We start from the raw sequence: 21,722 nt of genomic DNA on the forward strand, positions 1-21,722 counted from the left end.
GGGACGCCCCATTGTTCGCTTTTGCTTCTTTTATTTCTTCATTCTTTATTCTACAGTTATATGCAACTTCACATAGAGTTGGTATCACCCATAAAATATCAAGTTAATTTTGCTCAAATAAATTTGCCTAAATAATTTTTTCTGAATAATTTCAAATTTTCTTCAATATTTGAGTATTATTCAGATTTAGTCAGATAAAAAGGAGAATTCATTCCAATATTAGCCTCTTGAGTTACATTCCCATCAAAAATTTTCACGCTCAGATTTCCATTAATTCTGGTAGAAAATGGAATCAAAAGTCCATTTATATAATTTTGTGCATTTTCTACAGAATCAAACTCATAAAACCCTCCAAGAGTATTGGTGTTTATACCACTTAACCAAGTTTTAGATTTTAATCCTGCAAATTTTTTCATTTCTAAATTGACAGACTCCCAATCTATTTGAGTAAAATCAATCGAAACTTGATACTCGGCATATACAAATACTTTATTCATTGACATTTTTGGTTAAATGTTGATTTGATAGTTTTTAATTATCAAAATTAAGTCAAAGGTTTGGAAAACAATAGAGAAAAATTGTTAGTCGGCATATCTAGTTTATCTTTAAGGGTCAGACCATTCTCCTTTGCTGCTGCAGTTAAATCAGCCACATCCTTAAGACCCCAAAAAGGAACCCCAGCAGAACGTAATTGTCGGTCGAATTCTTCATTGGATGGAGAAGAAAATTCTCCATTAACCTTGAATGGTCCGTACATATACAGGAATCCACCTGGTTTGAGTAGCTTTGCAGAGCATTGCACGATTCCTTCCCCAACCTCAAACGGAGCAACCTGGAGGATATTAATGGAAATAATGACATCAAACAATTGCTCTAAAGGATTCGACCAGGTTTGCTGGTCGAGAAGATCCAACTTCACAGGATCTCTCATATTCTCGATCCCTTTTTCTTGCTTCAACTGCTTGATATTATCAAAAACACTTTCATCAACATCCGATGGATGAAAGCACAAATGCTTAAAATGTGGAGCAAAATACGATAGATGCATACCGCTACCACTTGCGATTTCCAGAACATGACCGTCGCTTTCGGGAAGTTGCTCTCTCAATACGGCTAAAATTGCATCGCGGTTACGTTTACCAGCCCATGCGACATAAGTACTAAGGGGATGAGGATCTAGCTGTGGTTTCTCTTCGTTCATTTTACTCACTTAAAAAGTATTTTAATCACTTAAAAATATTTTCACTTTACGTTTTTCCAAGCTGGATTTGTTCGGTGAAAATAGAATATTTTGCGTCAATCAACTAACACTAATGATAGTTGAGGTTTGGCAGATCAAAATAAATTTTAAGCATATAACAAGAGAATAAAAAATCACTAATGCGGTCTTAGTATCAACTAGGTAAAGTATTTTTTATTACTGTTGCTTGAACTCGAATAATAATGAATAAAGTTTGATAATGTCACAAAGAAAAGTATTTTTTGTAACCAAGATGTTTCTCAAAAAGATTCTTCATAGATTTCAGATAAAGCATCATGAAATCCCCATCCTATATCCGATGTATCTTCTACAATCTTTTGGCAGCGTTCTTGAAAAATATCGTTAAACCCATTATCACTGATGAATGTAACAGCTTTTTCATACATTCCTTCTATACTGATATAGAAGTTTTCATCAATGTCACCGCAAGTACTGATAAATTTAACACCTTGCTCCACGTAGAATAGCATGATATCAACCAGGCCTAGAGGTGTTTGACTAATTTTCTTATATTCAGAAATAGCTTTTTTTGCAGTTTTGTGCATTGTGTTATCAAAGCCCCTCGATGGTAAAAACTCATTTTCGATCGCTTTTTTGTATTTATTAATAACCTGTTCTTCACTTTCAGGGTAAAGCTTGATTTGGTAGTACTGTTTTACTGTAGGGAATCTTCGAAAAAGTTCGGAAATCTCATTGACTAGTTGTTCTTGAGAACAAGTCTTCAGGTATTTCTTTAAGCGACTAAGAGTAATATGAGGTTGTGTCATTTAATCTCTGTGACTGGGTAGTGGTAGAAATTAGTTACTGACTAACCGTAGCAAAATTATTTACTTAGGAATATGTAATCAAAGGATTATCCATTTCCACTAACGGATCCTAACAAACCCAGCCTCAGAAATTAACTTTTGACCTTCTTGGGTTAGCATGAGTTGAGCGTAAGCTTTCCCCGCTTCTTCTTCAATCTGACCGTTGTTTTTCACAACTACAAATAACCTTCTGGTCATGGGATATTCATCACTCTTGAAAGCAGCAATATTTAGTTTGTTGCGCTTATCAGGACATTGATAAGGTGGAATCAATGGCTTTTGGTAAGGTGAGACAAATCTTTGACCGACTCGACCTATTGGTAAGGGTTTAACACTGCATTGTCTGACAATTTCTGGTGCAGATGCATAAAAGATACCACCCCGATTTTGACTTATTTTTTTAAGGGCTTCGGTGGTCGTTTCAACCTTTTCAACGGTCTTACCAAATTTATCTTTATGTAAAACGTTTTTCATGAAAAACTCTACAGTACCTCCTTTATTCTGTTTGGAGTAAGGTACGACTTTTAAATTGGGTCCACCTAATTCTTTCCAGTTATAAATCTTACCTGTATATATATTTTTGAGATCTTCAATCGTTATACCAGGTATGTTGATATCAGGATTTACTGCCACTGCAATACCATCAATTGCTACTGGTATTTCTGTAAGTGTAACGCCTTTCATTCGGGCGGCTTCATGTTCTTTATCTTTAAGGGAACGAGAAGTTTGAGAAAAGGCTAATTCATTATTGAGCAACATTTCAATCCCGACAGCAGAGTCGGGAGACCTTGTAATAGGGTTTGTATAACGTAGGTCATATTTCAAAAATGCCCTTTCTATTTTTCGTTCAGTTTTAGACCTAATAATAGCCCAGGTAGTACTACCTCCATAGCGAAAGATCCCGGAGGGTACGTTTCTAATATCAGCAAATCTTTCAGTTGTTGCTTGAGTCGATTTTTCTCCTGGAATTTGAGTTAACTCCTCACCCCCCAATGATTTCAACTTTAGTGAGTGTCGCTTGTTATTCTTACGATAATCCTGAGAAGAAGGACCTAAATCAATACGGTAGATATGAGCCAAAATCCAAAAAGCTCCAATGATAATGCTTGAAGAGATCAGCAGGGTCAATATCAAAACGGCATTCTTGTTTTTTTTTGAAACATGGTTATTTTGGATTGTATTAGTAAAATTTTCTGCTTATCTAAATATTATGTAATTAGAAAAAAAATATATAACCTATACACTTATACAGTCTGGAGTACGTCAAAGCCAATCACAGTTTCCTTGAAACGAATATTTTATGTCAACCCTTGACTTACTGTACTGTTTTTATACATTTATTTTTGTGCTTATCCATCACACTAAATTTTCAGTTATTCGCAAGCCATAGCAAAAGAAAGGAGGAATATATAGCGCTACGCGTAAGTAAAAAATCATTAGCGGATCAGACCCATAGGTAGTGCTCCGTATCCGTAGTTCGCGGCTCCATAGGTAGCGCAGCTAGAGGCTATAACTAAGTTACCTGTGTCTTAGATTTTCCTTCAGTTTGTTCTGGCCTTAATGACTTTTTTGTGATAGTGGTATTATTTTTGTAGTGATAAATAATAACACCCTGTAATTATTTGGTGATGGACCTAATTGTGTTGTATTTTTGGTGCAAGTCTGTATATTATGGTCTGTCCCATGGAAGGGCTCCTCAAACAAATTAAAAAAATATTTCCACTATCAGTAATATCACTGATTTTCGCAACTTTAGCTGTATTGCTGATGTGTGCTCCAGCATCAGCTACAGGTGTTTATGACATACCAAATTTTAACTCAGATACTTGGGTTATAGACCAAGGTGAGGTTATTAACCGTGCCAACGAAGGTCAAATAAGCAATACTTTTGCAGATTTAGCACAAAATACTGGGAAGCAAGTAAGAATAGTTACTATTCGTCGACTTGATTACGGTGAAACGACTCAAAGTTTTACCGAAGCTCTATTCGATAAATGGTTTCCAACAACCGAAGACAAGGCGAATCAAGTTTTATTAGTGATTGACGTTTTGACTAACCAAAGCGCGATCGCTACAGGTGAAGAAGTCAAATCATTACTTCCAGAGGAGACAGCTGAAAGTGTAGCATCAGAAACTTTGTTAGTACCCTTGAGAGATGGGAATAAATATAACCAAGCATTTTTAGATTCAACCGATCGCCTGAGTAAAATCCTCTCAGGGGAAGCAGACCCGGGACCACCTGAAGTTAATAATAATATTTCGGTGGAAGGTAATTTTGGTAAGGTAGAAGGAGAAGAACGTAGTAACGCTATTGCTTGGATTGTAGGATTATTAGTTGCTGCAACTATAATCCCAATGGCGACCTACTACATTTATTTAGCAGTTCAACCTTCATCTAATAGTTAACTATCGGTATGACCATTAGTAATCTCAGATATTAGAACAGCATAAGTTTTGTAAGGGTTAACCATTAACCGTTAACTGTTAACAGATTTATTGTTAACGGTTAATGGTTAAAATTGAAAAGATGAAAAAGATAATGTTTGTATTTGTTTAATCTTGAACATATTCTTTTCCTGTCACCAAGGCGATTTCAGCCCGGATAAATTCCCGACCGAGATAAGCTGCATGGTCTAACATTGTTACGGGAGGAGATTGAGTCTCCTCAAAAATTTTGACACACAATTCTTTTGCTGTTCTTCCAGAAAACAACGTTGTGTGAGTTCGTTCAACTTTCCCCTTTGCAGGAATCACCTTTCCGGTTTCAGGATCTACTGCTAAACCGCGATCATCAATAACGTTGGTAAAATGCTTGGCGCAAATTAACCCAGCATCGCGATCGAGATAAATAATAAAGTAGCCGTTAGGGTCGAGGTCAATATGACGGTGAGAAAGTTTATTATCTATTGCCGTTAAATTTTCCAGCAAATCCATGTTCTCTCTCTCAATATTTACTATTTTTTAGGTTTTTACACTTCATTTCCAGTGTAATTCTTTCTCAATACTTCTCTCATACATAGAAGAAAAATTTCTCAATTTAACCGATAGATATAGCACTGCGTGCAAGTCAAAAGTCATTAGCACAGCGTGTCCGTAGGACATAAGTCAAAAGTAAAAATTGAAGAAAGTTTGAGGCTTCGCTATCGAATTGAATAATATACAAATTAGATGCGTAACAACTTACAACACCATATTTTGGGCGTTGCTGAATTCAAATATGTTAGCGGCTAGCGGAAGCGTACCGGATCCGTAGGTAGCGCAGCTATAGGTATTGCGTGACCGCAAGGTCATATTTTTTTTCCATTTGAGTTAAGCCCCCTAAATCCCCCAAGTTATGGCTAACGCCACGCTATGCTATGGGGGACTTTAAATTATCTTTCTCCCCCAGAATTGGGGGTTGGGGGCAAAATCATATCTGTAATCAGCAATGCCATATTTTGGGTATTACCTGGCAAATACAATATCTTCCTTAGTTGTACCCATCCCTAGCAACTCATCAGTAATTAACTTGTCGGTCTGATTACGTTGAATCCAGAGTTTTACTAAGAATCTTTCTTACTAAAAGGTAATTCGGCGTTAATTGTTTCAATATCTTGTTCTTCAAGTTGATTTACTTCGCGCATATAAGGTAGGAAAATTTGCTTTAAGCGATCGTTATAAAAGCGGTGTAAACTATGATTCGGACTAGCAGGAAAACCGCGACGTTTTTTGTGTCTTCCTCCAGCACCAGGGTCAAAACTTTGGATGTTGTTAGCGATCGCCCATTCTATGGGTGAATAGTAACAAGCATTAAAGTGCAAGCAATCAATTTCTTGGTAGCTACCCCAGTACCTTCCATACATGCGATCGCCCTTATACAAACAAAATGACATTCCCAGTGGTTGGCGATTATCCTGTTCGCTATATGCTGCAATAAATACTACGCGATCGCGATAATTGGTATGTAGAAGTTCAAAAAACTTTCTCGTTAGATATTTGCTTCCCCACCAACCAAATTTATCGCAGGTGTCAGCATAGAAATCATACATCAAGCTAAAAAAGGATTTGGGAATATCATCGCCGGTTACAGCTTTTAATTCCAAACCATATTTAGTCATTGCTTTGCGTTCGCGTTTGATATTGCGACGCTGATTAGCATTAAAAATTTTGAGATAATCATCAAAATTAGAAAAACCGTGATTTTCCCAGATGAAACTATGATGCATCCAAGAGCTAAAACCCTGTCTTTCTAAGATAGGACGCCATTGAGGATCTACATAGAGAAAATGACAACCACTTATACCATATCTATTACAAAAATTATCAATTTCCCGTACCATCAAGGCAACAATTTGATCTTCATCTTCCCCCGGAGCGATTAAAAACCGATAACCTTCAGCAGGGGTAAAGGGGGACATACCAAGTAATTTAGGATAGTATCTCACACCCACGCGCTCGGAAATATCTGCCCACTGATGGTCAAAGACAAATTCTCCAAAACTGTGAGATTTAATATACAGTGGAGCAACTGCAATTAAGTTTTTGTCTCGCCATAATGTTAAATGGTGTGGTTTCCAACCGCTTCTAGCCGTAGTGCTTCCAGAAGCTTCCATATTATGTAACCAGTCCCACTCAAAAAAGGGAGTTTTTAGGGGGAGAGCTAAAGCATCCCATTCACTTTGGGGGACTTCAGTAATTTTTTCAATCCAAGCAACAGAATAGCGAGACTTAATTTGTTCCACCATGTTATGTGGTTCGGATAGTAATGCTTTAATAAACTTAACTTAATCTGGCGAGGATTGGGGATTGGGGATTGGGGATTGGGGATTAGGGATTGGCGATTTGGTAATAAGTAATGAGTAATGTTAGCGCAGCGGGGCGCGTAAGCGCACAGTAATAAGTAATAAGTAACGGGAGATGCTTAACTGATAACTGATAACTTTTAAGTGATAACTGATAACTGATAACTGATAACTGATACATGCTCCCAACAGATCTACTAAGTTACCGCCATAATGGCGAAGAAATTATTCCCAAGCGGTTGAGTATTGACGATCGCAATTTAAAAGTAGCTACTGAAATTATTACTTGTTATCAGGATGCTGTCGGTAATACCCAAGGTTTATTGGAGCGTCAACTTTCTGACCTGGAAGGTGATACCCCAGATTATCGGATGAAGCGGGGTTTGGCTTATATTCTCAAAAGCAGTTTTTCTACCTTTGAGGTGGTAAGTCCATTAGAACCACCGATGCTACGAGCAAAGGTATTTGCTGTTGCTGCAAAATCTTCACCTAGTCGCGAATCAACTCAAATTACCCTGGGTAAAGTTGCAGATGAATTAAGTCGAGAATTAGAAAAAGAAATTCTTCCCTCACAGGTGCGGGATGGTTTATATGCAGATTTAAATGAAAACAAGATTTTAACGAATTTCGATGCGCCAACTCCTGAATCATTATTGCACCGTTATAATTTGTCTCAGGTGCAGGGAGTTTTTTATAAAGCCAGTCAGTTAATTATTAACGCCCATCGCAACGTTCCGGGACAATATAAGCTATTGTTTCGCTACCTCAAATTATTTCAATTGATGTCTTATATTGAGGGCGATGCTGACCATGGTTTTACAATTACCATTGATGGACCTACAAGTTTATTTCATCCCAGCACCAGATACGGTTTAGCGATCGCGAAATTAATTCCTGCATTACTTCACGTTACCAAGTGGAGTTTAGCTTCAACCTTGCAAACCCGCGATTTTTACACCAAAGCTCGGAAAACCGGACGTTTTACCCTCAATTCAGAATGTGGTTTAGTCACCCACTATTCCCCCGGTAAACCCTACGATAGTATGCTGGAAGAATCTTTTGCGAATAAATGGAAGTCAGCAAAAACTGAGTGGGTATTGGAAAGGGAAGTCGATTTAATTCCGATTCCGGGTAGTGTGATGATTCCCGATTTTCGCTTGGTTCATCCCGATGGGAGAACGTTTTTGTTAGAAATTGTCGGGTATTGGCGTCCTGAATATTTACAAAAGAAGTTTTATCAGGTAAGACGTTCCGAACGTAACGACTTAATTTTGGCGATTTCGGAACGGTTGAATTTAGATAAAGCAGGGGTCAAATTAAATGATGTCCCGGCTAAAATCGTTTGGTTTAAAGATAAGTTGTTACCCAAGTCAGTTTTAGCGGTGTTAGATTAAGATTTCCGATCTCCACAGCCATAGAAACGTACCACGAACAATATTTGTTTATGGTAGGGGCGCACCGACGTGCGCCCTAACGAGTATTATATTTTTTAAGTCGTAAGTCCCTTAATTGAATTGTATTGGGTAATAATCTTCTTGGCTTTTGAATCAAATTAGCTTTTTCGAGGTGTAGCTCTGAGGATACAGGTTTGAAAACACAGGTTTGAAAACACAGGTTTGAAAACACAGGTTTGATGACACAGGTTTGAGGATACAGGTTTGATGACACAGGTTTGAGGATACAGGTTTGATGACACAGGTTTGAGGGCGCACGTCGGTGCGCCCCTACGGGTAATATCAATATAATTGCCACAGTTCCCATAGTAGGAACAATAAATCGATGCCTTCGGCTATGCCCTTCGGGCTTATCGCAGTACCCGCACCTGGAAAAATTAGATCTGCTATTAATGCGATCACAAACGCAGCAATCAATATTAACTTCTTCTTATTCCGTTGAATAAAGCTGATTACCTTCCTCATTTGTTAAATTCCTAACTCTGAGGTAAAGGTAAATTTGGGGTAGTACCCGAAAGAAAATTCTCTTTGTTGAAAAACTCAAATCCTGGGAAGTTGCGAGTTTAAAGTTTCGGGTATGTAGAATAAGTTTGGGGGATCGCTAGACTTTATTTCGAATTTTTTATCTCAAACTTTTACTGCAAGCTTCTATAGTTATAGTTATGCCAAATCCTTCCTACGGTGATGATGTTAAAGCGCGAGTCAGAAAGCTTTTAGAAGAGTTGTTAGCTTATGCTAATTACGAATTAGATAATCCCGAGCGTTTTAAAATTACATTTAATTGGGAATCAGACCAAGTACTAATGGTTGAAACCACTTTACGTGTACTGAAGGAACTTGCTGATTTAGATAATAATGAACGGGTGCGAGAAGCACTCAAAGCATTAGAAGAGTTTTTAGGAATTTTCGAAGATTTGCGCGTAAAGAAACATGGAAGCGATAAATGGCGTTTTAAACTAAAACTGTGGTGTCCCAAAAACAATAAAGAAGGGAATCTCAAAAAGTTTGATGAAGAATGGCGAAATCGCCATCCAAGAAAATCATCCAAACCCACTCCTACCAAATTGCATAATCTTCCCCGGAGTGGAGTCATTAAGTTTGTGGGACGAGATGGGGAATTGCAAAAACTCCACAAACTACTACAACAAAATCAACAAGTAGCAATTAACTCAACTGGGTGGCGATCGATTACCTCTATTGATGGTATGGGTGGAATCGGTAAAACAGAATTAGCTTTGCAATATGCGATCGCGCACCGTGAAATTTACCAAGGTGGAATTTGTTGGTTACGAGCATCAGAAGATGTGGGTTTGCAGATAGTACAGCTTGCTCAGACTTACTTTGATATCAATCCACCGGATAGTTTAGATTTGCAAGCACAAGTACAATACTGTTGTCAGCGCTGGGGTAAAGGTGAAGCGTTGCTAGTGTTGGATAACCTCAACAACTATGGAGAAATCAAACCATTACTTCCGTGCTTATCCCGGTTTAAAGTCCTGATTACAACCAGATCGCATTTAGGAAGGTCAATTAAGAAATTATCCCTGAATGTATTAGAACCAAAAGCAGCATTGAAATTATTGCAGTCATTCATCGGTATAGAACGGGTCAACGCAGAGGAATCCCAAGCAAATAAGTTATGTGAATGGTTAGGATATTTACCCTTGGGGTTAGAACTAGTCGGGAGATATCTGGCGCAGAAACAGGATTTATCCCTAGCTGAAATGTTGAGCAGGTTAGATAAAAAGCGCCTGAATCATCGTGCTTTGACTAATACTGATGGGGATATGACAGCACCCCATAGTAGTGCGTTAGCTGCATTTGAGTTGAGTTGGGAAGAATTAAAATATGAAGAGAAAAAACTGGCTTGTTTACTAAGTTTATTTGCTTTCGCACCAATACCTTGGGAACTAGTTGAAGAATGTTTACCTGAGGAAGACCCTGAAGATTTAGAAGATATTAGAGATTGTGTTCTCCTAAAACTGAGTTTGCTACAGGACAAAGGTGAAGGAACATATCAACTGCATCCACTGCTACGGGAATTTTTCCAAATCAAGTTGGAAGAGTTAGAACCCCCCGATACTACTTACCAATCGGGAGAAGAATATCTTATACGTGCTTTTAATCGGGTAATGTTAGCGATCGCTAAACAGATCGATGAGATTGATTCACTCACTCTCAAGGATATTACCAAATTTGCCCCCGCCATACGTCATCTAGCAGAGATGAAAAATCAGAAACTGATTCAATACATTAGTAATGATGATTTAATTTGGGCTTTTGTTGGTAATGGTAAATTTTACCAAGGTCGGGGATTATATGACCAAGCACAACCTTGGTATGAGCAGTGTCTAGAAGTAGTGAAAAAACGTTTGGGGGAGGAACATCTCCACATTGCTCAAACCTTGAAAAATTTGGCTAATCTCTACTATCAGCAAGGACGCTACGGAGAAGCGGAACCTTTGTATCTACAAGTATTAGATATGAGAACACGCCTGTTGGGGGAGGAGCATCCCAAAGTTGCTGAAATATTGAGCGACTTGGCTTTAATCTACCAATACCAAGGACGGTATGAAGAAGCCGAATCTTTTTTACTACAATCTTTAGATATGGACAAACGCCTCTTGGGGAGGGAACATCCTCATGTGGCTATTGACTTGAACAACTTGGCTACTCTTTACGAATATCAAGGACGGTATGAAGAAGCCGAACCTTTGTTACTACAAGCTTTAGATATGGATAAACGGCTGTTGGGAGAGGAAAATCCTTCAGTCGCTACCAGCTTGAACAACTTGGCTAATCTCTACACAAACCAAGAACGATACGAAGAAGCCGAACCTTTGTTCCTACAAACTTTAGATATGACAAAACGCTTGTTGGGGGAGGGACATCCCAAAGTCGCTATTCGCTTGAACAACTTGGCTTTACTCTACAAATACCAAGGACGGTACGAAGAAGCCGAACCTCTCTTCTTACAAGCTTTAGATATGAACAAACGCCTGTTGGGGAAGGAAAATCCTCATATTGCTATTGAATTGAATAACTTAGCTTTACTCTACAAATACCAAGGACGGTACGAAGAAGCCGAACCTCTCTTCTTACAAGCTTTAGATATGGACAAACACCTGTTGGGGGAGGAACATCCCGATGTTGCGATTGGCTTGAATAATTTGGCTAATCTCTACAGAGACCAAGGACGGTACGAAGAAGCCGAACCTTTGTACCTACAAGCTTTAAAGATTATGGAGCAAAAGCTTGGGGAGAATCATCCTCGCACTATTAAGGTACGTGAAAATCTGGAAAAACTTTATGCTGCAAAGGAACAGGAAACGGGGAAATATTCTAAGTAGAGACGTTGCATGCAACGTCTCTACAGGACCGACAGGAAATATTCTTACTACATCCGTTATCCGTTACTTACGCTCGTGGTTCAACCCAAAAACCACATCCGTTACCTAACCGATTCCTCAACAACCAAATATCAATAACTTTCCACTATATTTCGTTCGCAATGAAATAATACTTTAAACCGCATGTGTGAACAAATTTATGTTCACACATGCGGACAAATTAAGGATAACAATAACAAGCTTTACCATTCAAAAAAATATGAATAGCAAAATTTACCTGCTCATGTTATTATTAGCAAGTGATTTAGGTTAACCTTCGCTCTACAGCTTTCAAGAGCGGGGTTTTTTTTTATACTTCTCTTTTATTTGTATCACGCATAATGCATGAAACTAATCGTGTTGCGATCGCAATCACATGTGTTGGAATAAAGCGCTAGTCTTTAAATCAACTTGTAATTACAATTGTCAACATCTCTAATATAGCATGTGGAATGGGGATTGGCGACTGGGGATTGGGGATTTGATAACTTTTGAATTTTGACTTTTGAATTTTGAATTGTGACAGTACTTCCTTAATATTCTGTTAATAATTTTAAATCTTGCCCACCTGAGGGAATGACTTATATAGAATTACCTAGAGACGTCTGTCAAGTGGAAAATTATTAAGATAAACACACCATGACAATCGCGAAGCAACATAAAACAAAACTACAAGAACTGACAGAAGAAATCTTCAATTTATTAATAAACAGAGACTTAGTTGGAATTACTCAACTAAAACTACGTTATATAAGAACAGATGATGACGGATTTGTGATGTTAAACAAAGAATATTGTTTAGCGATGGATGCAGCACTATACCAATTATCAGTAATCTATAGCACTTGGTTTAATGCCCAACCAATGGCTAGAGAACATTTATTTACAGTTGACTATGTAGAGTGAGTGAGTTAACCACACTACTTTATATTATCTACTCAATAATTTGTTGCTGTTACCCGAAAACATCTATTCCAGATTGAGCAGATCGAAAAATCTAGTTCTAGAAATTGTTCAGATGTGAAATTTAGTCAGGGTGTATATTCTCATAACGTCCCCATAACCCCTACAATCAATAAAATTTTGATTTTTTTACTCATTACTTATTACTCATTACTTATTACTTATTACTTATTACTCATTACTCATTACTTTTTTCCGGCGCAATTCCTTCCAACGGGATCAACGCTTCCATAACTGATTTTGCAATGGGTGCAGCAACAGTCGAACCATAAGCATTTTCACCCTTTGGTTCATCCACAATCGCTAAAACAACATAACGTGGAGAATTCACCGGTAAAATACTTACAAAACTTGTAATCTTTGCATCATCGAGATATCCACCATTAGGACCAGCTTTTTGTGCGGTACCAGTTTTCCCCGCAATCCGATAACCTGATATTTCTGCCGGTTTACCCGTACCTTTAGAAACTACTGTTTCCATCATCTCTACAACTTTTTGGGTAGTTCCTGGAGAAAAAATCTGGCGGGGTGGACTTAAATCAGGTTTGACATGCATTTTCCCCTTGCTATCAACCAAACCTTCGACTACATGCGGTGTAACTAACTTACCTCCATTCCCCAATGAACCAACCATTTGGACTAACTGTAAAGGTGTAAGGGAAAAACCCTGACCAAAAGAAGCCGTTGCAGGTTCAATAGGTTTAATAGTAAATTCTTTTTCAGGCTTGAGACGACTATTAACCTCAGAAGGTAAATCTGTTCTTGAACGTTCACCTAAACCAATTTTTTCTAACCAACTATAATAACTAGAAGGTCTCATCCTTTGGATGATTTTTACCATTCCAATATTGCTCGAACGTTGGAGAATTTTAGCAATATCTACTTGTCCATTACCTTTGTTATCTGCATTTTTAATAGTGCTATCGGCAACCTGAATAGTTCCATTATCGTTAAATACATCAAAGGGATTTATTACGCCAGCTTCTAGAGCGATCGCTATGTTTAAAGGCTTAAAAGTAGAACCAGGTTCGTATAAGTCAGCAACAGCCCAATTTCTAAATAAAGGAATATCTTTTTTGCTATATCTGTTAGGATTATAAGTCGGGCTACAAACCAGCGCCAATAAAGAACCATCCCACGCATCCATAACAATTACAGCACCGCGTTTAGCCTTCCACTTTTTGAGATTCTTTGTTAAAGCAGAGCGAGCAGTACGCTGCAGGCGACTATCAATAGTTAGTTGCAATTGTAAATCGTCAAAATGTAAAAAGCCTTCTGGAGCATAATCCGGCATTAAAGAACCATTACCAGACCTACTCAAGCGTACAGTACGGGTGGGACGCTCCAACATTTTTTGCTGAGAACGCTCAATTCCAGCTTGACCGCGTCGATCCCCATCAATATAACCAACAACATCTGCAGCTAAATCTTCCTTGGGATAGTATCGGGAATATTTTCGACGCAGATCTAAGCCATCAAATCGTAAAGCGTATAATCGATCTGCGGTTGCTTCGGGGAGAGCATGAGATAGGAGGATCCCACTTTTATGCTTGCGGAATCTTGTTTCTAATTCAGTTGCATCCTTACCAAGAATTTTCGCCAGGTTAGATGCAACTTCTTCAATGGTGTAGTTAAACTGATTGGGATGAACGTACAAAGTATACACAGGACGGTCGATCGCTAACACATCTCGATTGCGATCGATAATTTTGCGCCGAGGGATAAAAGGGCGCATATTAAACATTTGTTGGGAACGCGCTGCTTTAGTTAACTTGGGTCCCTGAATAATTTGTAAACTATACAAATGAATTCCTAACCCAAAACCAGCAATAATTAGTATGCTCCAGACAACAAATAACCGAAATCTCACACCTCGTTTTTGATGTTGTCCCGGGATGCGATTTTTTTTCCATCTGCTTTGAGAAAATCTCTGTTGTTGAGAATCTCTCAAATTCTTTAAACCCAAATTCTTTAAACCTGAACCCTTAGAACCTGAATTCTTTAAGCTAGAATTCTTGAGATTTTTTAACTTTGTTTTACGGGAGAACTTTCGCATGGACTTGCAAAAATATTAAATCGAACCAAACCGAACCGAAATAATGATGTAGTGCTATATACTTAAGTTAAGAGATCGATCCTTAAAGGTATTGAGTAGTCAATTTCGGATCGCCCTCTTGTATGGTTTATTTTGACTTTGGTTATCAAAGTGTGTCCTTAGCAGGATATATTTTGACTTTTGAATTTTGAATTTTGAATTTTGATTTTTAATACCCTATAGGTGTGTTATCTGGTTGTTGAATTTCAAAGTTTGGCGTAATTTCCCCAGGAATCGATTTTCTGACACTTGATGTTGGTGGAATAAAAATCGCTCGACTGGGTGTGGGAGCAACTAAACCAGCTGTTGGTTTTTCTGCTTCTTTTGCCATTTTATTTTTAATAGTTTCGTTTGCTGTGGTTATTTGTCGTTCTTGACGTTGTAATTCCTGCAATTTGCGAGAATTTTGACTCCAAAGTTGTTGAGCATATACCGTCCAACCATAAACTGTTAAACTTGCCATTACCAGTAAAAAAGCTGCGATCGAAGAATAACGCTGAACATTTTGCCAACGAACCAACCATAAAGGTAGTGATTCTGAATTGGGAACAACAGGAATCGCATTACTTTTAGATACTTCCCTAAACTCTAAACGATTACCGCGAGTAAATTTACTACGCGGTGGTTCTAAAATTTTTCTTTTGCGATCAGGAATATAAGAAAAATTCTTCGGTGTTTGTCGATGTCTTCTTAAAGATGCTTCTAAAGGGAGTTCATAATTTTTCACACCACTGCTCCCAAATTCTCTGTTTCCGGATTGGCTATTTATTTTTTGACGTCTCGCAGAACGGGAATTCTGTGGATAAGGATTATTTCGATTGCGATCGTGAATTTGATGTTGACGTTGATTTTGATTCACTTGATACTTTTCCTAGTAACGGTAATTGAACCCAAGCCAAATTCTGTTCGGAAACTATCTAATTTACTGAACTAAAGACATAATTTTTCCTAGTTAGCGAATACTACACTTTAGATGAATTTTTTACCTTTGCGAAGGTCAGTATTATTTGCCAAAGCACTAATACTTTTGCACTATGTAAATCATCAAAAACATTGATGCTTGCATAGATAGGTATTAACAAAATTACAAGATGAAATATTCAGCATCAAGGTAATAATCTAAGATTTGTTACAAAACAACAATCGGGATTGTCAATGGTTCAGTTATTCAATGGATACTAAGTTGATTCAGGATTGTTAATTTTAGTCAAATATGGCCGATTCAGGCAGCAAATAGCAAGGTAAAAATATTATTCTCATAACTGAGATTAGTAAAAGCACTAATTAAAAGACAGTAAGTACAGACAACAAATGCAGGTAACGAATACAGGTAACGAATATAGGTATTCGGAGTAATAAAGCCTAATTATTCTCGAAACCTAAACTCAATTGAAAACAAATAAGCGTTTTTCAGCAGCCTCAGGTTAGATGACTGCGCTTGGAGATGTCGTTGATTGCAACTCAGAAAGCTAGAGCAAAACAGCTAAAAGCCAGGTGTAGAGGATTATCTAACTCTTAATCCTGCATGCTGAATCCTGACCTCTTTTATGAGTACAGATGTTTTGTACAGCTTAGAAATATAAGTTTAAAAGTCCCCAGCTAAAAATATTCAACGAGCAACTAACCCAAAAGTATTACTCTTTGGTATTTAAACTGAAAATAATGTCCAAATAATCAGTAAATAAGGTATTGTATTCAACAGGCTAAGAACCTTTATTGTCAAAATTGGTGTAAAGAGGAGTTATGAAATTTAAGATCCTTGGTTTTGCTCTTTTACTTGGTTTGGCTACCACTCTAGGAGCCTGCGAACAAGGTGGAGAAAGTACAGAAGGCGGTTCTACCCCTGAAACTACTGCTAGCCCTGCAGCAGAGCCCACTGATGGTGAGGCTCCTGATGCTAAAGCAGGAGAAGAAAAGAAAGAAGAGAAGGAATAAGTCTGAAGTTGCAGTTTGAATTACTCTCACGCAACAAACTAGTGTTTGCGCTCCTCACCATACTTAGGTAACTGTTATTTTCGGTTTACTAAAATCAATAAACACTCGAATGTTAAGCGTCATGAGGTATTGCGAAGCAATCGGAGACTTGAATTGCGAAGCAATCGGAAATTTGAATTGCGAAGCAATCAAAAACTTGAATTGCAAAGCAATCAATAAATCCAATTGCGAAGCAATCAATAAATCCAATTGCAGAGCAATCTAGTAATTTTAACTGCACAGTAATCTCATAGTTTTAATTGTGTTGCAGTTCAGTAGTACTGACTGTGTAGAAGCGTAGTAATTTTAAATTTTCAGCTATCTAATTAGCTCTATCGTTGAGAGTAATGTAATTTTAATTACTTTGTTTCCTGGCGATTGCAGTTGAGTAGCCCTTTTCACTTTGAACTATTCGAGTCCACCTGGTAAAACCTAATTTTGATTACCAGGTTTTTGTTTGGCTTTCACATACGTAGCGCTACGCACAAGTCATTAGCGCAAGCACGTAGCTAGCGCAGCGTACCGGTTTGGACGCATCTATGACGTTACTGTAGCATGGCCGTAGGACAAACAGTACTCATACCCAAGTTCATTATGTAGCGATAAATGGCAACTTCCCACATTTCCCACACTTCCCACATTTCCGGCATTTCCCACACTCCTATTCTCAGTAACTTTGCCCATTACCTCTGGTGGTATTACAAAATCAGAGGCTACACTTAGGTATTAGTCAGAGTACAAAGGAAGCTAAGAAGGGTGAGGGCAATAGTAAAATTAATTATCTTGGGTGTGACCATCTTTATTTTCACTGTATTAACTAGTACAGTGTTAAATTTTCAATGGGGAGCAAAGACGATTGCACTACCACCCCCAGAAGATATACCAGAAGAAATTTTACGTACGGAAATTATTACCGAAGCGCGATCCCCAATAGATGGTAAAATCTTGACAGCTGGTGAATATGCGCAACTTAAAGCAAAAATACAGGAACGTACTTTTCCTCCAAAGTTAAGTCCTCGGGTCCGAGAAACAGTTTTTTTATTGCGTTTACGTAGCTTAATTAAACAATTTTTCCCTTTTATAGATATTTAGTTAGATATTTTTAGTTAGGTGTTTAGTTGCTCTCTAAGAAAAGCTAAATACTTTTTGTAGTTGAAAATTTACTTCAGTGTTATATTCATTCAGAATTATGATGAGGGAAGGGGCTTGTAAATAGAGTTGAAATATAAAACCAAATATCAGATTCTATTTGCACAAATAAAATTGCAAATTCGAAATATTGAACTCTTTGTCTAAATAAAGCTGGTTAACTAGCTTAACCGAGGCCTGAGGTCATCAAATCAAATTTAGCGTAAAATCCTAGATTGGGATCTGAACCTAAGTTTAGATCGAGAACCTAAAACTAACAATCTAAACCAAGATTTAGTTTTATCAAACAATAAGCCTTCCCAAACCCTTAATATCAGGTTGTCGATCGCTAAGAATGGAATTGATATCCGTTATCTTTGGTGAAGAAAAAATTTGCAAATAAATGTAAAGAATATATAGATTATAAAAAAATCTAAATAACAGCCAATTTAGTTAATCGCCGATTTAGTTACTCAATTTATTCAACCCGGATAGCTTCATGTCAATTACCACCATCGCCCCAGAACAGGTCAATAGCATTGTTTGGAACCAGCATCAAGACCCTTTTGAAGTTCTTGGTTCCCACCTAGTAGAAGAAAACGGCGAAAAATTTTGGGTAGTGCGAGCCTACTTACCTAAAGCCGATAAGGTATGGGTATTACTTCCCGAAGAAAGGGAGGAATACGAAATGAAAACGGTGCATCACTCACATTTTTTTGAATGCACCATAACAGAAAAAGAACCAAAAAATTACCTATTAAGAGTTAAAGAAGGAGAACACGAGCGAGTTATTTACGATCCTTACGCTTTTCGTTCTCCCAAGCTTACGGAATTTGATTTACACCTATTTTCTGAAGGTAATCACCATCGGATCTACGAAAAATTAGGAGCACACCCCACTGAAATAAATGGTGTTGCAGGAGTTTATTTTGCTGTTTGGGCTCCTAACGCTCGTAATGTTTCCATTCTTGGAGACTTTAACGAATGGGACGGACGGAAACACCAAATGCGTAGGGGTATGACTGGTGTTTGGGAGCTATTTATCCCTGAAATTGGAGTTGGAGAAGGTTACAAATACGAAATCAAAAACTATGAGGGTCACATTTACGAAAAATCCGATCCTTTTGGTTTTCAGCAGGAACCACGACCCAAAACAGCATCTATCGTCGCAAATTTAGATGCACATACTTGGAATGACCAAGAATGGATGGAAAAGCGACGCAATAGCGATCCCCTCCAAGAACCTATTTCTGTGTATGAAGTACATTTGGGTTCTTGGTTACACGCTGCTGCTGACGAACCAGCTAAATTAGCGAACGGGGAACTTGAAGAGGTCGTTATTGTATCGGAACTCAATACCGGTGCTCGTTTCTTAACATACCGGGAATTAGCTGAAAAACTGATCCCCTATGTCAAGGATTTGGGATACACCCATATTGAACTATTACCGATCGCAGAACATCCCTTTGATGGTTCTTGGGGTTATCAAGTTAGTGGTTACTATGCTTGTACTTCCCGGTATGGAAACCCTGAAGATTTTATGTATTTTATCGACCAATGCCATCAAAATGATATTGGGGTAATTGTCGATTGGGTTCCGGGTCACTTTCCTAAAGATGGACATGGCTTAGCATTTTTTGATGGAAGTCACCTTTATGAACATGCAGATCCCCGTCAGGGCGAACATAAGGAATGGGGAACCTTAGTATTTAATTATTCACGCCATGAGGTACGTAATTTCTTAGTTGCGAATGCTTTATTCTGGTTTGATAAATATCACATTGATGGGATTCGGGTAGATGCGGTTGCATCTATGCTTTACCTGGATTACGCCCGTAAAGATGGTGAATGGCTTCCCAATCAGTACGGTGGTAGAGAAAATATTGAAGCTGCCGACTTCCTCCGTCAGGTAAATCACTTACTATTTAGTTATTTCCCCGGAGTCCTTTCTATTGCAGAAGAATCTACATCTTGGCCCATGGTATCATGGCCGACTTATACTGGTGGATTGGGTTTCAACTTAAAATGGAATATGGGCTGGATGCACGATATGCTGGACTACTTCAGCATGGATCCTTGGTTCCGTCAATTCCACCAAAACAATGTTACTTTCAGCATGTGGTACAACCACAGCGAAAACTTTATGTTGGCGCTTTCCCATGATGAAGTGGTTCATGGTAAGAGCAATATAATTGGTAAAATGCCAGGAGACCGATGGCAGAAATTTGCTAATCAGCGTTGTTTATTCGCTTATATGTTTGCTCATCCTGGAAAGAAAACCATGTTTATGAGCATGGAATTTGGACAGTGGAGTGAATGGAATGTTTGGAGTGACTTGGAATGGAATTTATTAGATTTTGAACCCCACGCACAACTGAAAGGTTTCTTCCAAGATCTTAATCAGCTCTATCGTTCTGAACCTGCTTTATATACTCAAGATTTTGCTCAAGAAGGTTTTGAGTGGATTGATTGTAGCGACAACCGTCACAGTGTAGTTTCATTTATCCGTCGCGATAAGGGAAGCAGTGATTTTGTAATTGCTATTTGTAACTTTACTCCTCAGCCCCATTCCCACTATCGCATCGGCGTTCCCGAACCAGGATTTTACACCGAGTTATTCAACAGCGATGCTCGTAAATATGGCGGTAGCAATATGGGTAATCTGGGTGGTAAGTGGACTGATAATTGGTCGGTTCACAATCGTCCTGATTCTTTAGATTTATGTTTACCACCTCTGAGCGTATTGATTTTGAAGTTGGATCGAAATAAGACTGCTGAGGTCGTGGAGGAAGAGTAGCTTTAGTTTTGAAACCTTTAGGAGACAAGTAATAATTTTTGGTTACCAGGTTGAACCTGGTAATCAAGTTAATTGTCTAGTTTCTTGTCCCGAACTCAGGTTATACCAAATTAGAAAAATAATGGGACAGATAGATTTTGTAGAGACGTTGCATGCAACGTCTCTACCGGAGAATCTGTTGCAATAATTTATCGAATTGGTATTAAGTATAGGACTTACGCAAAATTAACGTAATTCCGTCATTACGTTAGCGCAGCGTGTTCGTTAGAACAAGCGATAGCGACGTATATGTCCTGCGGACACGCTGCGCTAACGCAAGAACTCTGAGATTGCTATCTCCTAAACGGAGACGCTCTGCTAACCCTACACTGCGTTTCGGTCGCAATGACAAATATTCGTTGCGTAAGTCCAGAAGTAAAAGCTTGACCTAAGTCAAATAACAAATATAAAATAATTTTCTAAATAATTTTTTCAGAAATCAAAAAATTTGAATTTTGTGGAAGTTGAATTTGACGGGGGAAAGCGAGGGCGAAAACCCTGGGGTCCCGTCAAAACGTCAGAACCTTGATAAATCAATACTTTTAGAGTTTTGTGCGATGGGGTTGATTGTTTTCTCGATCGCCGTAATGGGGTTTTTAGATTCCCCCGTCAAAATTGGTTGTGGAAATGGCTCTGTAAATGGGTTTTGATGACTAGGTTTCCCCACTCGTTGGGGAAGCGAACTAATGGAAACATCGCACCATTTGACGAGCGCGTCTTGCAAGTGCAGTTTCCCCACTCGTTGGGGAAGCGAACTAATGGAAACATAAACATAAGAGAGCTTTCGAGAAAAATAAAATAGTTTCCCCACTCGTTGGGGAAGCGAACTAATGGAAACATGCCCTTTCCGTCCCCAGTTGCAGCCATTACTCGTAAAGTCTCCCCACTCGTTAGGGAGATGAACTAATGGAAACTTGTAGTTTTTGTTGTCAACAGTATGGGCTGTTTCAGGTTTCCTCACTCGTTAGGGAAGCGCACTAATGGAAACATATATTTCCTTATTTTTGTTCAAGAAGTTCTCTAAGGTTTCCCCAC

18 protein-coding genes are annotated in these 21,722 nt (G+C 38.3%); 7 read left to right on the forward strand and 11 right to left on the reverse strand.

What is annotated here, in order from left to right; genetic code table 11:
* Nucleotides 1-176: 176 nt before the first annotated feature.
* The 4 genes from BC008_RS07545 to BC008_RS07560 all read right to left on the reverse strand — a co-directional run bounded on the left by BC008_RS07545 (nucleotide 177) and on the right by BC008_RS07560 (nucleotide 3,147).
* Nucleotides 177-503, reverse strand: a complete 327-nt coding sequence (locus BC008_RS07545) for a hypothetical protein (RefSeq protein ID WP_027846923.1) — start codon at nucleotides 501-503, stop codon at nucleotides 177-179.
* Between the two features lie 41 nt (nucleotides 504-544).
* Nucleotides 545-1,201, reverse strand: a complete 657-nt coding sequence (locus BC008_RS07550) for a DUF938 domain-containing protein (protein WP_027846922.1) — start codon at nucleotides 1,199-1,201, stop codon at nucleotides 545-547.
* 299 nt (nucleotides 1,202-1,500) lie between these two features.
* Nucleotides 1,501-2,028 carry a DUF6155 family protein gene (locus BC008_RS07555; RefSeq protein ID WP_027846921.1) on the reverse strand — a complete coding sequence of 176 codons (528 nt, stop codon included), beginning with the start codon at nucleotides 2,026-2,028 and terminating at the stop codon, nucleotides 1,501-1,503.
* 99 nt (nucleotides 2,029-2,127) lie between these two features.
* Complete coding sequence (locus tag BC008_RS07560) at nucleotides 2,128-3,147, reverse strand: PstS family phosphate ABC transporter substrate-binding protein (protein WP_407657029.1); 1,020 nt, start codon at nucleotides 3,145-3,147, stop codon at nucleotides 2,128-2,130.
* Nucleotides 3,148-3,750: 603 nt separating this feature from the next.
* Here BC008_RS07560 and psb32 point away from each other — a divergent pair.
* Nucleotides 3,751-4,473, forward strand: a complete 723-nt coding sequence (gene psb32 / locus BC008_RS07565; protein WP_027846757.1) for a photosystem II repair protein Psb32 — start codon at nucleotides 3,751-3,753, stop codon at nucleotides 4,471-4,473.
* Nucleotides 4,474-4,620: 147 nt separating this feature from the next.
* Here psb32 and BC008_RS07570 read toward each other — a convergent pair whose 3' ends face one another.
* From BC008_RS07570 to BC008_RS07575, 3 genes are all read right to left on the reverse strand, one after another.
* Entirely contained in the window at nucleotides 4,621-5,001 is a 381-nt protein-coding gene (locus BC008_RS07570) for a DUF4346 domain-containing protein (protein ID WP_027846756.1), read from the reverse strand.
* 510 nt (nucleotides 5,002-5,511) lie between these two features.
* Nucleotides 5,512-5,598, reverse strand: coding sequence for a hypothetical protein (locus tag BC008_RS46160; RefSeq protein WP_072207698.1), 87 nt, complete (start codon nucleotides 5,596-5,598; stop codon nucleotides 5,512-5,514).
* Nucleotides 5,599-5,609: 11 nt separating this feature from the next.
* On the reverse strand, nucleotides 5,610-6,791 hold the full coding sequence (locus BC008_RS07575; RefSeq protein WP_027846755.1) for a GNAT family N-acetyltransferase: 1,182 nt from the start codon (nucleotides 6,789-6,791) through the stop codon (nucleotides 5,610-5,612).
* A gap of 236 nt (nucleotides 6,792-7,027) precedes the next feature.
* Between BC008_RS07575 and BC008_RS07580 the strand changes: the two genes are divergently transcribed.
* Nucleotides 7,028-8,242 carry a DUF790 family protein gene (locus BC008_RS07580; protein ID WP_027846612.1) on the forward strand — a complete coding sequence of 405 codons (1,215 nt, stop codon included), beginning with the start codon at nucleotides 7,028-7,030 and terminating at the stop codon, nucleotides 8,240-8,242.
* 342 nt (nucleotides 8,243-8,584) lie between these two features.
* Here BC008_RS07580 and BC008_RS07585 read toward each other — a convergent pair whose 3' ends face one another.
* A complete protein-coding gene (locus BC008_RS07585) occupies nucleotides 8,585-8,767 on the reverse strand; it encodes a hypothetical protein (RefSeq protein ID WP_027846613.1) in 183 nt (60 codons plus the stop codon).
* Between the two features lie 197 nt (nucleotides 8,768-8,964).
* On the opposite strand from BC008_RS07585, the gene BC008_RS07590 reads away from it, so the two are divergent.
* Together BC008_RS07590 and BC008_RS07595 are read left to right on the forward strand one after the other, a co-directional pair.
* Nucleotides 8,965-11,652: a tetratricopeptide repeat protein gene (locus tag BC008_RS07590; protein WP_082650509.1), complete on the forward strand. Its 2,688-nt coding sequence runs from the start codon at nucleotides 8,965-8,967 to the stop codon at nucleotides 11,650-11,652.
* A 678-nt stretch (nucleotides 11,653-12,330) separates the two neighbouring features.
* Nucleotides 12,331-12,597, forward strand: a complete 267-nt coding sequence (locus BC008_RS07595; protein WP_058183391.1) for a hypothetical protein — start codon at nucleotides 12,331-12,333, stop codon at nucleotides 12,595-12,597.
* Nucleotides 12,598-12,832: 235 nt separating this feature from the next.
* Here BC008_RS07595 and BC008_RS07600 read toward each other — a convergent pair whose 3' ends face one another.
* Both BC008_RS07600 and BC008_RS07605 read right to left on the reverse strand, forming a co-directional pair.
* Entirely contained in the window at nucleotides 12,833-14,710 is a 1,878-nt protein-coding gene (locus BC008_RS07600) for a peptidoglycan D,D-transpeptidase FtsI family protein (protein ID WP_072207697.1), read from the reverse strand.
* 208 nt (nucleotides 14,711-14,918) lie between these two features.
* The gene (locus BC008_RS07605) at nucleotides 14,919-15,608 is read right to left on the reverse strand and encodes a hypothetical protein (RefSeq protein ID WP_058183392.1); all 690 of its coding nucleotides are present in this window, start codon (nucleotides 15,606-15,608) and stop codon (nucleotides 14,919-14,921) included.
* 884 nt (nucleotides 15,609-16,492) lie between these two features.
* On the opposite strand from BC008_RS07605, the gene BC008_RS07610 reads away from it, so the two are divergent.
* From BC008_RS07610 to glgB, 3 genes are all read left to right on the forward strand, one after another.
* Nucleotides 16,493-16,684, forward strand: coding sequence for a hypothetical protein (locus BC008_RS07610; RefSeq protein WP_036267535.1), 192 nt, complete (start codon nucleotides 16,493-16,495; stop codon nucleotides 16,682-16,684).
* Nucleotides 16,685-17,479: 795 nt separating this feature from the next.
* Nucleotides 17,480-17,815, forward strand: coding sequence for a hypothetical protein (locus BC008_RS07615; RefSeq protein ID WP_407657031.1), 336 nt, complete (start codon nucleotides 17,480-17,482; stop codon nucleotides 17,813-17,815).
* Nucleotides 17,816-18,350: 535 nt separating this feature from the next.
* Nucleotides 18,351-20,648, forward strand: coding sequence for a 1,4-alpha-glucan branching enzyme (gene glgB, locus BC008_RS07620; protein WP_201026091.1), 2,298 nt, complete (start codon nucleotides 18,351-18,353; stop codon nucleotides 20,646-20,648).
* Nucleotides 20,649-21,204: 556 nt separating this feature from the next.
* On the opposite strand, the gene BC008_RS07625 is transcribed toward glgB, so the two are convergent.
* Entirely contained in the window at nucleotides 21,205-21,648 is a 444-nt protein-coding gene (locus tag BC008_RS07625; RefSeq protein ID WP_058183393.1) for a hypothetical protein, read from the reverse strand.
* Between the last annotated feature and the right edge of the window lie 74 nt (nucleotides 21,649-21,722).

The sequence above is a fragment of the Mastigocoleus testarum BC008 genome (genome assembly GCF_001456025.1).
Taxonomy (GTDB): domain Bacteria; phylum Cyanobacteriota; class Cyanobacteriia; order Cyanobacteriales; family Nostocaceae; genus Mastigocoleus; species Mastigocoleus testarum.

What these genes read in the sequence shown, in the direction of transcription:
- BC008_RS07545 (WP_027846923.1), bottom strand. Translation starts at nt 503, where the DNA reads ATGTCAATGAATAAAGTATTTGTATATGCCGAGTATCAAGTTTCGATT.
- BC008_RS07550 (WP_027846922.1), bottom strand. Translation starts at nt 1,201, where the DNA reads ATGAACGAAGAGAAACCACAGCTAGATCCTCATCCCCTTAGTACTTAT.
- BC008_RS07555 (WP_027846921.1), bottom strand. Translation starts at nt 2,028, where the DNA reads ATGACACAACCTCATATTACTCTTAGTCGCTTAAAGAAATACCTGAAG.
- psb32 (WP_027846757.1), top strand. Translation starts at nt 3,751, where the DNA reads ATGGAAGGGCTCCTCAAACAAATTAAAAAAATATTTCCACTATCAGTA.
- BC008_RS07570 (WP_027846756.1), bottom strand. Translation starts at nt 5,001, where the DNA reads ATGGATTTGCTGGAAAATTTAACGGCAATAGATAATAAACTTTCTCAC.
- BC008_RS07575 (WP_027846755.1), bottom strand. Translation starts at nt 6,791, where the DNA reads ATGGTGGAACAAATTAAGTCTCGCTATTCTGTTGCTTGGATTGAAAAA.
- BC008_RS07580 (WP_027846612.1), top strand. Translation starts at nt 7,028, where the DNA reads ATGCTCCCAACAGATCTACTAAGTTACCGCCATAATGGCGAAGAAATT.
- BC008_RS07585 (WP_027846613.1), bottom strand. Translation starts at nt 8,767, where the DNA reads ATGAGGAAGGTAATCAGCTTTATTCAACGGAATAAGAAGAAGTTAATA.
- BC008_RS07590 (WP_082650509.1), top strand. Translation starts at nt 8,965, where the DNA reads ATGCCAAATCCTTCCTACGGTGATGATGTTAAAGCGCGAGTCAGAAAG.
- BC008_RS07595 (WP_058183391.1), top strand. Translation starts at nt 12,331, where the DNA reads ATGACAATCGCGAAGCAACATAAAACAAAACTACAAGAACTGACAGAA.
- BC008_RS07600 (WP_072207697.1), bottom strand. Translation starts at nt 14,710, where the DNA reads ATGCGAAAGTTCTCCCGTAAAACAAAGTTAAAAAATCTCAAGAATTCT.
- BC008_RS07610 (WP_036267535.1), top strand. Translation starts at nt 16,493, where the DNA reads ATGAAATTTAAGATCCTTGGTTTTGCTCTTTTACTTGGTTTGGCTACC.
- glgB (WP_201026091.1), top strand. Translation starts at nt 18,351, where the DNA reads ATGTCAATTACCACCATCGCCCCAGAACAGGTCAATAGCATTGTTTGG.